The organism is Sedimentibacter sp. B4, assembly GCF_000309315.1.
Lineage (GTDB): Bacteria > Bacillota > Clostridia > Tissierellales > Sedimentibacteraceae > Sedimentibacter > Sedimentibacter saalensis.
Genome location: NZ_CANG01000932.1, coordinates 1 through 14,159, shown reverse-complemented (window position 1 = coordinate 14,159; position 14,159 = coordinate 1). Strand labels below are relative to the sequence as shown.

12 protein-coding genes are annotated in these 14,159 nt (G+C 37.5%); 11 read left to right on the top strand and 1 reads right to left on the bottom strand.

The genetic code is table 11. The annotated features are described in order from the left end of the window. Positions 1-112 precede the first annotated feature (112 nt). Positions 113-646 carry a DUF2179 domain-containing protein gene (locus BN358_RS16365; RefSeq protein WP_019229616.1) on the bottom strand — a complete coding sequence of 178 codons (534 nt, stop codon included), beginning with the start codon at positions 644-646 and terminating at the stop codon, positions 113-115. Between the two features lie 129 nt (positions 647-775). Here BN358_RS16365 and trmB point away from each other — a divergent pair, with 129 nt between their 5' ends. From trmB to BN358_RS16310, 11 genes are all read left to right on the top strand, one after another. Further along, positions 776-1,414, top strand: a complete 639-nt coding sequence (trmB, locus tag BN358_RS16360) for a tRNA (guanosine(46)-N7)-methyltransferase TrmB (protein WP_019229615.1) — start codon at positions 776-778, stop codon at positions 1,412-1,414. Then, positions 1,411-1,680 (top strand): DUF1294 domain-containing protein, encoded by a 270-nt coding sequence (locus BN358_RS16355; protein ID WP_019229614.1) that lies wholly within the window; start codon positions 1,411-1,413, stop codon positions 1,678-1,680. Before trmB ends, BN358_RS16355 begins: the two co-directional genes overlap by 4 nt. Positions 1,681-1,691: 11 nt before the next feature. Further along, entirely contained in the window at positions 1,692-2,168 is a 477-nt protein-coding gene (gene ybaK / locus BN358_RS16350) for a Cys-tRNA(Pro) deacylase (RefSeq protein WP_019229613.1), read from the top strand. Between the two features lie 11 nt (positions 2,169-2,179). Then, positions 2,180-2,896, top strand: a complete 717-nt coding sequence (locus BN358_RS16345; protein ID WP_019229612.1) for an RluA family pseudouridine synthase — start codon at positions 2,180-2,182, stop codon at positions 2,894-2,896. Between the two features lie 41 nt (positions 2,897-2,937). Continuing rightward, complete coding sequence (locus BN358_RS16340; protein WP_019229611.1) at positions 2,938-4,722, top strand: ABC-F family ATP-binding cassette domain-containing protein; 1,785 nt, start codon at positions 2,938-2,940, stop codon at positions 4,720-4,722. Between the two features lie 179 nt (positions 4,723-4,901). Further along, positions 4,902-5,513, top strand: a complete 612-nt coding sequence (locus BN358_RS16335) for a TetR/AcrR family transcriptional regulator (RefSeq protein ID WP_019229610.1) — start codon at positions 4,902-4,904, stop codon at positions 5,511-5,513. 12 nt (positions 5,514-5,525) lie between these two features. Next, positions 5,526-6,233, top strand: a complete 708-nt coding sequence (locus BN358_RS16330; protein WP_019229609.1) for an ABC transporter ATP-binding protein — start codon at positions 5,526-5,528, stop codon at positions 6,231-6,233. Continuing rightward, positions 6,233-8,578 (top strand): FtsX-like permease family protein, encoded by a 2,346-nt coding sequence (locus tag BN358_RS16325; protein WP_019229608.1) that lies wholly within the window; start codon positions 6,233-6,235, stop codon positions 8,576-8,578. The genes BN358_RS16330 and BN358_RS16325 overlap by 1 nt, the downstream gene beginning before the upstream one ends. A 15-nt stretch (positions 8,579-8,593) precedes the next feature. Beyond that, positions 8,594-9,796 (top strand): efflux RND transporter periplasmic adaptor subunit, encoded by a 1,203-nt coding sequence (locus BN358_RS16320; protein ID WP_019229607.1) that lies wholly within the window; start codon positions 8,594-8,596, stop codon positions 9,794-9,796. 24 nt (positions 9,797-9,820) lie between these two features. Then, entirely contained in the window at positions 9,821-11,209 is a 1,389-nt protein-coding gene (locus BN358_RS16315) for an NAD(P)/FAD-dependent oxidoreductase (protein ID WP_255346916.1), read from the top strand. A gap of 217 nt (positions 11,210-11,426) precedes the next feature. Then, entirely contained in the window at positions 11,427-14,117 is a 2,691-nt protein-coding gene (locus tag BN358_RS16310; protein WP_019229605.1) for a cation-translocating P-type ATPase, read from the top strand. The last annotated feature ends 42 nt before the right edge of the window (positions 14,118-14,159 follow it).

Here is a 14,159-nt window from a genome sequence, read left to right as displayed (position 1 = left end):
AAATACCGGGAAACAATGTTTTGCAATGTACGGCTGTTAATATATTACCTATATGCTGTGGTCGTGAACTGCAATAAAAGAGCAGTTACGCCTTGTAACTGCTTTTCATATGCTATTTTATATATCCGCCCATCATGGACTTTATGTCATTAACTGTAATGTAAGCCTGAGGTGCGGTAAGCTTAATAAGCTTCACTGCTTCAGGAATTTTCTTTCTTTTAAGTTGAACGAATAACAGATTTTTCCTGCTTTCATTTTTTCCTCTTCCGTCAATAATTGTTACTCCAAAACCCTGATCTCTGAGAATATCTGCCAGCACTTCACCATTTTCCACATTTACCACTACCTGTATGGATGACAGTCCCACAGCTATTTTTGACTCGAGCGTAACACCGATGAAATTTCCCATTGAGAAAGCAATGGCATAAATGAATACTTTAATTGGATCTTCTGTTATGTTATTTAAAACAGAGCTTACTACAATCAGCCAAATCATTATTTCAATAAAAGCTAACAATGCACCTTTGACTCTTTCACCTTTGTTGATTAAAACTAATCGCACAGTTGAAATTGATACTTCTATTATTTTTGCACAAAATATTATGATATAAAGAGCTGGTCCTGATATGTTAAATAGAAAATCCATAATTCACCCCTTTTCCTTTTGTTACTATTATTTTACTTGGTTTTGGTATTTTATGCAACATGTATAAAATTATATTGTTAATTATTACAAAGTATTGTAAAATTCTATTAGAAAATTAAGGAGTGTATTATGAGATTAAGATATGTTCACGGTCAGTACGAATACCTGCAGAATCACGAAAAAGCAATAACTGAACCGGAAAAAAGAGGATATAAGCTAAATGATGCTTTCAAAAACAACAACCCCATACATGTTGAACTTGGCTGCGGAAAAGGCAAGTTTTTAAGGGAAACTGCCCTTAAAAATCCACATGTGAATTTCTTTGGATTCGAGAAAAGCGTGAAGGTTGCGTACAGATGTGCAAAATGTGTCATAGAAAATGATCCGGACAATTATTTTGTAGTTTATTCAAACGGAGACATACTTACGGATGTTTTTGAGACTAAGTCCATAGATAGAATTTATCTGAACTTTTCAGACCCCTGGCCAAAGCCATCTCACTACAAGAGAAGGTTGACTCATAAAAATTTCCTTGATGTTTACAGAAAGGTGCTTAAAGATGGAGGAGAAATACACATGAAGACAGACAATGATGATTTGTTTGAGTATTCACTTCAGGAGCTTGAGGCAGATAACTGGGAAATTGTTATGTGCACAAGAGATCTGCACAACAGCCCTTACGCGGAAGACAACGTCATGACCGAATATGAACAGCGTTTTACAGAGCAGGGCAAAAAAATAAATAAACTGGTGGCGAGATTAAAATGATTAAATATTTAGCCATATATTTTATTATAATAAATTTGATATCATTTGTGATGTTTTATGTTGACAAGCAAAAGGCCAAAAAGGACAGATGGAGAATAGAAGAAAAAACATTGCATCTCACAAGCTTTTTAGGAGGAACCCTTGGAAGTATTGCAGCCATGCTTCTGTTCCACCACAAGACAAGAAAAGCCGGGTTTGTTGCAATTACTTTTATAGCTCTTATTCTTAACATTGTTGCAATTTATGGGCTGTACACAAGATTGTAAGAGGTGATAGCGTGAAAAAAATAAATAAAACAAATGCCATGCGCATTCTCGACTCACTTGGCATCGAATATGACTGTCTGACATATGAGTGCGAGGACGGAAAAATTGACGGGGTATCTGTTGCTCACAAAACAGGGCAAAACCCGGAGGCTGTTTTTAAGACATTAGTGTCTCTGGGACACAGCAAGGAACTGTATGTGTTTTGTGTTCCTGTTGAATACGAGCTTGATTTGAAAAAAGCGGCCTCTGCTTCAGGTGAAAAAAACATTGAGCTGCTTCCTTTAAAAGATCTTACAAAAAATACCGGATACATAAGGGGAGGTTGTTCTCCCATAGGAATGAAGAAGCATTACAAAACATTTGTGGATGAATCTGCCCTCCTTCAGGACAAAATACTTGTAAGCGGCGGAACCATTGGAATACAAATGATACTAAGTCCCGATGATTTGTTAAGGGCAGCTGAAGCATCATATGCTGATTTAATATGACAGGAGAAAAAATGGAACTTGATATAATATATGAAGATAAACATGTTCTTTGCCTTATAAAGCCTCCGGGGATTCCTTCCCAAAGCGACAAGACAGAAGACGATGACCTTATGAGCGCAGGAATCAATTATGTGAAAAGTAAGGGCGACAATCCTTACCTTGGTCTCATTCAAAGGCTTGACAGGCCTGTAGGAGGCGTGATCGTATTCGCTAAAAATGATTTCGCCAACAAGGAACTTTCAAGGCAAGTGCAGGAAAGACACACAAAAAAAGAATATTATGCAGTTGTGTGCGGGAAGCCAGCTAATAACAAGGGAATTCTTGTAGATTATATAAAAAAACTTAAGACAATAAACATGTCAAAGGTGACAACGGCTGATGACAAGCAGGGTAAGATTGCAAGACTTGAGTATGAAGTGCTGGAAACTGCCGAAACTGAAGAGTACGGAACTCTTTGCCTTGTTAAGGTAAATCTTCTTACAGGAAGACACCATCAGATCAGGCTGCAATTTTCAAATGCAGGAACTCCCATATGGGGAGACAACAAGTACAACAAGGTATTTATGAAGAAAAAAGACTTCACTATACCTGCCCTCTGGTCTTACAAATTCGGATTCAAACATCCCAAAACAAAAAAATACACAGAGTTTACATCTTTACCTAAGAAATACCCTTTCACGATTTTTGATTTCTTTAAGTCAGATATTAATAGTGAAAGGCAAATGTAAAATGAATTTCTGTATTAAACAAAAATTGAAAGGCAATTATAATGATAATTACACTGGAAAAAGTAAATAAAAGTTACGGAGAAAAAGTGCTTCTTAATAATGTTGACTTATATATCAACGACAACGATAAAATCGGGGTGGTTGGAATCAACGGAACAGGAAAATCCACACTTTTAAAAATTGCATCTGGAGTTGAAGAGCCGGACAGCGGCAATATAATAAAAAGCCCGGGAGACAGAATCTGCGTTCTTGAACAAGACCCGGCCTTTGATAAGGAGGCCACTGTCCTTGAGCAGGTGTTCATCAATTCAAGCACTGAAACCAAAGTTCTCATGGAATATGAAGCAAAGACAATTTTAAGCAAACTTGGAATTGATGAATATGACAAAAAAGTAAATTTGCTTTCTGTAGGGCAGAGAAAAAGAGTTGCAATTGCCAGTGCTCTTGTAAATCCGTGTGAACTTTTGGTTCTTGATGAGCCCACAAACCATCTTGACAATGACATGATTATATGGCTTGAAAATTATCTTGTGAAATATTCAGGAGCAATACTCATGGTTACCCATGACAGGTATTTCCTGGATAGGGTTTCAAACAAGATAATAGAACTTGACAAGGGAAACTTGTATTCCTATGAAGGAAATTACTCAAAGTTTCTGGAACTGAAAGCCCTCCGTGAGGACATGGAAGCAAGCAGCGACAGGAAAAAACAGACGCTTTACAAAAAGGAACTGGCATGGATTCAAAGGGGAGCACGTGCAAGAAGCACAAAAGCAAAGGGAAGAATTGAACAGTTTGAAAAGCTTAAAAATTCTCTTGGAACTGAATTGGCGGAAAAGCTTGAACTGAGCTCTGTATCTTCAAGGCTTGGAAAGAAGACAATAGAAATTAAAAATATTTCAAAAAGTTTCGGAGACAAAAAAATAGTTGATGATTTTGAATTTACTGTGCTTCGCGATGCAAGAATTGGAATAGTCGGGAAAAACGGAGCAGGAAAATCAACGCTGTTAAATATACTGGCAGGAAAAACTCAGCCGGATAAAGGTCATGTGGAAATAGGAAGCACTGTCAATGTTGGATATTTTTCTCAGGAAGCAAAAGAAATAGATGATTCTCAAAGAGTTATAGATTATATAAAAAATATAGCTGAAGTTGTTGAGACACCTGAAGGAAGTGTAACTGCCTCCCAGATGCTTGAAAGATTTTTGTTTTCACCTGATGTGCAGTACAACACTATAAAAAAATTGTCCGGCGGAGAAAGAAGAAGGTTGTTTTTGCTGAGCGTGCTCATGACTTCACCAAACATTCTGCTTCTTGATGAGCCTACAAACGACCTTGACATAGAAACTCTCACCGTGCTTGAAGATTATCTTGAAACGTTCAGCGGAGCAGTGATTACCGTATCCCACGACAGATATTTTCTGGATAAGGTCGTTGACATGGTACTTGAACTTCCCGGAGACGGAGCAGTTGTAATGTACAACGGAGGATATTCCGATTACATTGCTGTACGGACATTGAATGAAAAACAGCAGGAAAAACCTAGACAAACAAAGGACGTTCAGAAGGAAACAAGAGAAAAACCAAAAAAACTTAAATTTTCTTTCAAGGAACAGCAGGAGTACAACACCATTGACGATGACATAGCCGCTATTGAATCAAAAATAGCTGAAGCTGAAACAAAACTTGAAGAAAGTGCCACAGATTACATGAAGCTTCAGGAAATAATGGATGAAAAACAAAATCTTGAAGTGCAGCTTGAAGAAAAAATGAACAGGTGGATTTACCTGAATGACCTTAAAGAACAAATAGAAAATCAAAATTAAGCGAAGGGAATAATAACGGGCGGACACAAGATCCGCCCCTAGATTTGTAAATAGCCTAAGAGAGCCTTGAAGGGCTCTTTTTTGTGTTGATAAGTTTGAATTTATTCATATATTGACCTCGTAGTCAATATAATGTATAATATAATTGACTGTTAAGTCAATTAAGAGGAGGTGGGTTAATGCTTGACAATTCCAAAAAGGACAAAATAGTACAGGCGAGCATAGAAGAGTTTTCTGAACATGGTTTTGAAAAAGCAAACACCGATAGGATAAGTCAGCGGGCTGAGGTGTCCAAAGGACTCATATTTCACTACTTCGGTTCAAAGGAAAATCTCTTTATGACTGCCATGAACAAATGCATTGATGATGCGTTAAATGAATTTAAAGATATGGAACTTCCTCAGGATGATTTCATAACAATCTTGATGAAGTTGATGGAAATAAAATACAAATTTTTTATGAACAACCCCATGCATTATAAAATGTTGGTTGGAGGCTTTAGTAATTCTCCAAAGAAATTAAAAGCTGATATAGAAAAAAGATATATGGAAATTAAGCAAATTGGTATAAACATATTAATGGACATAATAAAAGGTCTGCCAATGAAAAAAAACATTGAAGCAAATGACATTGTTCTGCTCATGGCAAGCTTGACAAACATAATAGAGAGTAAGTACTTACCGCTGTTTGCAGAGGATGGATCAAATTATGAGAAATATTATGATGTTGTTAAAGACGAGTATATAAGGCTCATGAACATTTTAATGTACGGCATTCTTGAAGAAAGGTAGTCAGGTGAGAATATGAGCGAAGTAGTATTGAAGGCAGAAAATATAAGCAAACTTTACAAAATGGGTGAAGTCACAGTAAAGGCCTTGGAAAATGTAAGCTTTGAAGTTAAAAGGGGTGAATTTATTGTGATTCTCGGTCCCAGTGGTTCAGGGAAAAGCACGCTTTTAAACATTGTGGGTGGAATGGACACTCCCACATCAGGTGAAGTTTACTTCAATGGAGAAATGATAACGGGTATAAGCGACAAAGAGCTTACCATGTACAGAAGAAATGAAATAGGTTTTGTATTTCAGTTTTACAATCTCATGGCAACGTTGACTGCAAAGGAAAATGTTGAACTTGCAGCAGAAATATGCCGGGACCCAATTGACATAGAGGAAGTATTGGAAGCCGTAGGACTTGGGTCACGAATGGATAACTTTCCGTCTCAAATGAGCGGTGGTGAACAGCAAAGAGTTGCAATTGCAAGGGCTGTTGCTAAAAATCCTCAAATACTACTGTGTGATGAACCTACGGGAGCATTGGATTTTGAAACAGGTATATCAATACTCAGAGTTCTTAAAGAAATGAACGAAAAATACAACAAGACTGTTGTGGTTATAACCCATAATGCATCAATAGCGCAGATGGCCGATAAGGTAATTAAAATGAGAAGCGGCAAAATCACGGAAGTCATCATAAATGATGATCCTATTCCTGCTGAAAGGATTGATTGGTAATGAAAAAGCTTGACAAAAGACTTTTTAGAATGATTAAAAACACCAAGGGGCAATACATTGCTGTTCTTGCAATAATCATAACGGGTATTTTTGTCTTCACTGCTGTCAGCAATTCCTCAATTAACTTAAGTGATTCATTGGACGATTATTACATGGAAACTAACTTTGCAGACATATTTGTCACAGCATCAGGATTGCCTGAGAAGCTTGAAAGCAGCTTAGTTGGTGAGGCTGATATAAAAGAAGCTGAAGCTAGGCTGGTGTTTGACACTCCCTTTGTTACAGATGACAATGCTGAAGATGTTGATGTCAGGGTCATTTCTGTGGACAAATATGAAAGCAAAATCAACAAGTTGTTTATAAAGTCCGGAAGAAGATTATTGTCTGATAATGACGTCATAGTAATTGAGCAGTTTGCAGCTGCAAGAAACATAAATGTGGGTGATGAAATATTCCTAAGAATAAATGGAAGGCAGTATAAATTCAATGTAACTGCTGTGGCATCAAGTTCAGAATATGCATACATGATGGAAAATGAGCAGACAATGCTTCCGGATCCTGAAAAATTCGGAGTGGTGTACGTTGAGGAAGACTATATCAGAAAGATTTACGGCTCCAATGGAAGTTTCAATGAAATGCTTATAACAACAAACAATGATGAATCTCTTGATCAGACAAAGGAATATTTAGAAGACAATCTGGAAAAGTATGGTGTAAGGAGAGTTATAAAAAAACAAGATCAGCTCAGCAACGGCATGCTGAGTCAGGAAATTGAAGGACTTGAAATGATGTCTAAATCAGTTCCCATAATTTTTCTTATTTTTGCAGGCATCATGCTCACTACAATGCTTTCAAGAATAGTTAAAAAAGACAGAACATCAATAGGGGTTCTTAAGGCTCTGGGGTTTACGGACTTTGAAATTATGTCCCACTATTTGAAATATGCTGCAAGCGTGGGGATAATAGGAGGAACGTTTGGGTCATTGATGGGAACAGCTCTATCAGGTGTTATGACAAATTATTACCTTGTTTTCTTCAACATTCCCATGCTTACGGTCAAGGTTTATTACTACAGAATATTAATATCTGTGCTTTTATCACTTATATTTTGTGTAATATCAGGTTTTTGGGGTGTAAGAAACATTGTGAAGATAAACCCTGCAGAGTCAATGAAACCAGAGGCTCCCAAAAAGGGGAAAAGAATTATCATAGAAAATATTAAGCTTGTCTGGAACCATGTGCCCTTTTCCTGGAAAATTGTTCTTCGAAATATATTCAGGGAAAAGAAAAAGTTTGTCTTTATAGGAGCAGCGGTTGCAATTACTTGCGGTATGATGGTAATGACAATATGGATGGTTGATATAATAGACGTAATGTTCAACAGACATTATGAGGAATTTATGAAGGCTGAATACAACATAAGCTTCAACGGCTTTCAAAATGAAGATATAAAAAATGAAATTGCAGAAAAAATTAAATACAGGAACATGGAAGCAAGAAATGAAGTTCCTTTTGAAATAGAAAACGGCAAAAAGTCTAAAATTATAAGCATTATAGGGCTGGAAGAAAACACTGTATTTTATGGGTTTGAGGATGTTAAGGGAAATCCGGTGAGACTGCCTAGTAGCGGAATACTGTTATCTTCAAATCTCGCATCTTCTCTTGATGCAAGAGTTGGAGATGAAGTTCTTCTTAAAAATTTCATGCCCGGACACGACGACGGCTATGTGACTGTAAAAGGAATAATCAAGCAAAGTCTCGGTATAAACGGATACATGAACATAGACTATATGAATGAGAACTTCCTTGACAAAGGCGTTGCCAACGGTGTTTATATAAATACAGACGATGATGTGGCAAGGTCACTGAATGACATGAAGACCATAACCATAATGTCTCAGGATGATTTAAGAGGGGCGTTTGAGGAATTTACAACTGTAACTGCAGCCTCAATGATATTTATGGTTATATTTTCGGGTCTTTTGGGATTTGTAATTGTGTACAGCATGACGCTCATGAGCATCAATGAAAGAACTATGGAATTTTCATCACTGAGGGTCATGGGATTTTCAAAGTCTGAGATTTTCAATATGTTAGTGAGGGAAAACATGATAATGACAGCCCTTGGAATAGCTGCCGGCATACCTCTTGGCATGTGGCTCGTGGATTATATGGCAACAACGTACACGACGGACATTTATACTATGAATGAGCCAATAACATTAAACAACATTGTTGTTTCAATAATTTTGACAATTATTTTTATAGTGCTGGCACAGCTTATGACATATGCTAAAGTTCACAGGCTGGATTTCATGCTGGCATTGAAAAGCAGAATATCATAAAATTTGGAGGGGAAGATGAAAAATAAGAAAAAACTTATAATATTATCAATTGCAATAATTTCAACAATACTTGCTATTGCCTTGTATTCCATGTTTAATCTTAGTGAAAAAACATTTGACGGTACAACATCAAAGGTAAAAATGGGCACAATACAAAATACAATAGAAGAAACCGGAACTGTTTACTCAAAAAGAGTGAACACATTTTATTCTGACATGAGTCAAAGAGTGGAAACACTGAATGTATCCGTTGGTGACAAAGTAAAAAAAGGTAGTATAATTTTGACATATGAAAATAATTATGACCTGGAAATAGAAAGAGCCAACAAACAAATTGAGGCAATCACAGCTTCCTACAATGAATCTGTCAAAGGAGCTGACTTCCAGGAAATATCCAACATGAAGCTTCAAATAAATACAATTGAAAACAACCTGAGTTTTGCCAAAAGCAGTTTCGAAAAACTTAAAGCGCTTTATGAAAGCGGAGCAGTGAGCCAAGTTGAGTACGAAGAGGCCCAGTATGATGTGACAGCCCTTGAAAATCAGCTCCAGGAAGCAAAAAACAACTACAATCTCCTCATAAAGGGAGTTTCATCCAATATTAAAAAGCAATATGAAGCACAAGTTGAAGAAATAATGATTCAAATAAAAATTCTTGAAAAAAGTATTGAACAATCTTCAATCAAAGCTGAATTCGATGGTGTGATTACGGAACTTAACGTCCATCAGGGAGGAATGACCCAGGCAGGTGTTGTGGTTGTAGAAATCCAAGATGAAAACAACCTTGGAGCATATGTTGAAGTTCTTGCAGAGGATGCTGAAGATACAGTTGTTGGAATGCCGTTTGTTATAAACAGCAAGGGCGGTAATGAAGAACTAAAAGTGAGCAGAATTTACCCTAAGGCTAAGACAAAAGTTTCAGATTTAGGAGTTGAGCAAAAAAGGGTAAGAATTGAAGCAGACTTAGGAGAACTTGAAGAAAATCACGGTTACAAAATAGGTTCTGAAATGGATGTTGTAATTGTTCTTGACGAAAAGGAAAATGTGCTTCTTGTAGACAAAGATGCTGTTTATGATAAATCAGGAAAGCAGTATGTGACAGTGATAGAAAACAATGCAGAAACTGAAAGGGAAGTAACTACCGGAATAAAGGACGATGACAATATAGAAATAACTTCAGGACTTAAAGAAAACGAAGTTGTTCTAATTGAGTATTAAAAAACAGAAATTCGTAATTGGAGGATAAAAATGAATTATGATGTAATAATAGTGGGGGCAGGAGCCAGCGGGGTGTTCACGGCCTATGAACTTACAAAACAAAAATCCGATATTAAAGTCTTAATAATAGAAAAAGGACACAGCCTTGACAGGAGAAAGTGCCCAATTGACAACAAGAAAATAAAGTCGTGCATACACTGCAACATATGCAATGTGGTGAACGGATTCGGCGGAGCCGGAAGTCTTTCAGACGGCAAGTACAACATAACAAACAATTTCGGGGGATACCTGAACAAGTATGTGGGAGACCAGGAAGCTCTGGATTTGATGTACTATGTGGATGAGGTGCTCTGCGGTATGGGAGGTTCAGATGCAAAACTGTACTCAACTGCCAATACAGCTCTTAAGACAAAGGCGCTTCAGCATGATTTGCACCTCTTGGATGCAAAGGTAAGGCATTTTGGAACTGACAGAAATATAAACATTTTGGGCAACATGTATGATTATCTGAAGGAAAGAGTTGAATTTGTTTTTGATTGTGAAGTTCTTGATATTAATGCAGCTAATGATGAATTCCACGTTGAAACAAAAAACAAGACATATTCATGCAGGGATCTTGTTCTTGCAACAGGACGCTCAGGCTCAAAGTGGATTTCAGGCATATGCGACAAAATGGACATTAAGACCAGGAGAAACAGGGTTGACATAGGAGTAAGGGTTGAGCTTCCTTCAGAAGTATTTGAGCATATAACAGAAGAAGTTTATGAAAGCAAAATTGTTTACAGAACAAAAAAATACAATGACCTTGTAAGGACGTTCTGCATGAACCCTCACGGAGTGGTGGTAAATGAAAACACAAACGGAATTGTAACTGTAAACGGCCACAGCTATTCGGACGTGAAACTACACACAGCAAACACAAACTTTGCTCTTCTTGTATCAAACAATTTCACAGAGCCTTTCCATGACAGCAATGAGTATGGCGAATCAATAGCAAGACTCAGCAACATGCTTGGAGGAGGAGTTATTGTTCAGCGTTTCGGAGACCTTGTAAACGGCCGAAGGACTAATGAAAGAAGAATGATGAAGAGCTTTACGAACCCAACACTCAATGCAACTCCGGGAGATTTAAGCCTTGTAATTCCAAAAAGACAGCTGGATGACATAATTGAAATGATTTATGCTTTGGATAAAATTGCTCCGGGAACGTCAAATGAAGACACTCTCCTTTACGGCGTTGAGGTGAAATTCTATAATTCGACAGTTGAAGTCAACAACAATCTTGAAACAAAAATAAAGAATTTGTATATGCTTGGGGACAGTTCAGGAGTAACTCATTCCCTTTCTCAAGCATCAGCAAGCGGCGTTTATGTGGGAAGAATACTCTTCTCAAAGTATAATAAAGCAGAATAATGGTTGAAATAACTCTTCAGTAAGTGAATTTATTTCATGCGCTAAATAATTTTTCATAAAATAAGCCGAATAATAATTCGTCTTATTTTTTTGCATATATTGTTGAAAATTGTTTGATTTCAAATGTATAATAAATATATATTGCAATTATGGCAATAATTACATTATAATAATGTATACGTAATTTTTGGAAAATTATATTAGGAGGATAAATATTTTGGAATGGTATAATAAGAGCAAAAAAGATGTTTTGTCAGAGCTGGGCACTGATGAAAATTTCGGGCTCAACGATCAGGAAGCATTACAAAGAATAGAAAAATATGGAAAAAATGAATTGGAGGCACAGGCTAAGAAAAGCTTTTGGTCTAAGCTTGTTGCTCAGTTTGCTGATTTTCTGATTATAATTTTGATAATTGCTGCAGGAATTTCAGCAGCAGTAGGAGAAAAGGAAGATGCTTTTGTAATACTTGCAATTGTAGTAATAAATGCAATTTTGGGTATCTATCAGGAAGGCAAGGCAGAGAAATCAGTTGAAGCCCTCCAGAAAATGAGTGCTCCTAATGCAAAAGTAATAAGAAACGGAAACCAGATGATTCTTCCGGCAGCAAACATTGTTCCTGGAGACGTGGTTGTATTGGAAGCAGGAGACATAATTCCTGCAGATGTGAGGCTGATTGAAAGTTCAAATTTAAAAATCGAAGAGGCTTCCCTTACAGGAGAATCAGTTCCCGTAGAAAAGGATGCTAAAGCATCAATCACAGGGCCGGCTGGAATAGGCGACAGGCACAACATGGGATTCTCAAGCACTATCGTTACATACGGAAGAGGCAAGGGCATAGTTGTTGGAACAGGCCACCGCACTGAAATAGGAAACATAGCTACAAAGATACAATCCTATGACGAAGAGCAGACTCCTCTTCAGATAAAGCTTAACCAGCTTGGAAAAGTTCTTGGAACCCTGACAATAATAATATGCATTGTAGTATTTGGCGTAGGCATTTTGCAGGGAAGAGAAGTTCTTGAAATGCTTCTTACATCCATAAGTCTGGCAGTTGCAGCAATACCTGAAGGACTTCCTGCAATAGTTACAATAGTATTGTCCATAGGTATGAACCGTATGGCTGGCAGAAATGCCATAGTTAAAAAACTTCTGGCAGTTGAAACTCTTGGCGCAACTTCTGTAATATGTTCAGATAAAACAGGAACGCTCACTCAAAATGAGATGACTGTTGTAAAAGCTTACGTTGATGATAAAATACTTGAAATTGAAGGCGGAGGATACGAGCCGGTTGGAGCTGTGAAGCTTGAGGGCAAACATATAACCGTGGATGCTCTTCCTAACCTTATAAACCTGGCTTCAATAGGAGCCCTGGCAAATGATGCGCATCTTGACAACTCATCAGGAATGTACAAAGTAATTGGAGATCCTACAGAAGGAGCAATAGTAACATTTGCTGGAAAGCTTGGAAAAACAACAGAACAGCTTAATAAATCATATCCGAGAGTAAATGAGCTTCCATTTGACTCTGCTAGAAAAATGATGAGCACATTCCACACAGATTACATTGAAGGAAAGGTTGTTTCATTTACAAAAGGAGCACCGGACATTGTTATAAGCAGATGCTCGAAAATTGCTCTTAACGGTGAAGTAGTGGATTTTACAAATGAACTTAAGGACAGAGTTCTTGATGTGAACAGGACATTTGCACGCTCAGCTCTGAGAGTGTTGTCTGCAGCATACAAGGTATGGGATCAGGTTCCTGAACACTTGTCATTCGACCTGGTTGAAAACGACATGATATTTGTGGGATTGGTCGGAATGATTGACCCTGCAAGACCTGAAGTAAAAGATGCCATAAAAGAATGTAAAGATGCCGGAATTGAAGCAGTAATGATTACCGGAGACTACAAGGAAACGGCATATGCAATTGCCAAGGACCTTGGAATGGTTGAATCTGAAGAACAGGCAATGATGGGGGCAGAACTTGATGCATTCAGCGATGAAGAATTAAGAGAAGTTGTAAAGAAAACAAAAGTATATGCCAGAGTTTCTCCAGACCACAAGGTAAGAATTGTAACTGCTCTTAAGGAAAACGGACATATCACTTCAATGACCGGTGACGGCGTAAACGACGCACTTGCACTTAAAAAGGCAGACATAGGAGTTGCAATGGGAATCACCGGAACAGACGTTGCCAAAAACACAGCAGAAGTAATTCTTACAGATGACAACTTTGCTACCATAGTTAACGCAGTTGAAGAAGGAAGAATAATTTTCAGCAACATCAAAAAATTTGTGTTCTTCCTGTTAAGCTGTAACATAGGCGAAATACTCCTGGTATTTGTGAGCATTTTGCTTGGATGGGAAGTTCCTCTTGTTCCAATACAACTTTTGTGGCTGAACCTTGTTACAGACAGTTTCCCTGCTATGGCACTTGGAGTTGAAAATGCAGAACCGGGAATTATGAACCACCCTCCTCGTGACACGAAAGAGCCAATACTTGACAAAGGAATGCTTGGAGGAATTGTGTTCCAGGCAGTTGCCATATCAGCAGCATCTCTTTTATCCTATTACTGGGCAATGAAAGCATATCCGGGAGCTGAAAATTTAGTTCATGAAAGAAGCATAGTGTTTGCAACATTGATTACGGCGGAACTTTTAAGAGCATTTTCATCAAGATCTCAGGAATTCACATTGTTTAAAATAGGTGTATTTACCAACATGAGAATGGTTCAGGCTGTATTTGCATCTTTTGCTCTTACGGTTGCAGTATTGTATGTTCCTATATTAAGCGATATATTCAACGTTGTACCATTGTCCATGCTTGACTGGGAAATAGTAATGATGTTTGCTTTCATCCCTCTGGTAGCAGGAGAAGTGTACAAGAAATTATTTAAGAACAAATAAATAAATTGAAATAAATTTTATTAAGAAGCTGCAAAGGAGCTC

Bases quoted from the DNA above. Each gene is read 5' to 3' on its own strand.
- BN358_RS16320 (WP_019229607.1), top strand. From the start codon at position 8,594: ATGAAAAATAAGAAAAAACTTATAATATTATCAATTGCAATAATTTCA.
- BN358_RS16335 (WP_019229610.1), top strand. From the start codon at position 4,902: ATGCTTGACAATTCCAAAAAGGACAAAATAGTACAGGCGAGCATAGAA.
- BN358_RS16325 (WP_019229608.1), top strand. From the start codon at position 6,233: ATGAAAAAGCTTGACAAAAGACTTTTTAGAATGATTAAAAACACCAAG.
- BN358_RS16330 (WP_019229609.1), top strand. From the start codon at position 5,526: ATGAGCGAAGTAGTATTGAAGGCAGAAAATATAAGCAAACTTTACAAA.
- BN358_RS16365 (WP_019229616.1), bottom strand. From the start codon at position 646: ATGGATTTTCTATTTAACATATCAGGACCAGCTCTTTATATCATAATA.
- BN358_RS16340 (WP_019229611.1), top strand. From the start codon at position 2,938: ATGATAATTACACTGGAAAAAGTAAATAAAAGTTACGGAGAAAAAGTG.
- BN358_RS16345 (WP_019229612.1), top strand. From the start codon at position 2,180: ATGGAACTTGATATAATATATGAAGATAAACATGTTCTTTGCCTTATA.
- trmB (WP_019229615.1), top strand. From the start codon at position 776: ATGAGATTAAGATATGTTCACGGTCAGTACGAATACCTGCAGAATCAC.
- BN358_RS16355 (WP_019229614.1), top strand. From the start codon at position 1,411: ATGATTAAATATTTAGCCATATATTTTATTATAATAAATTTGATATCA.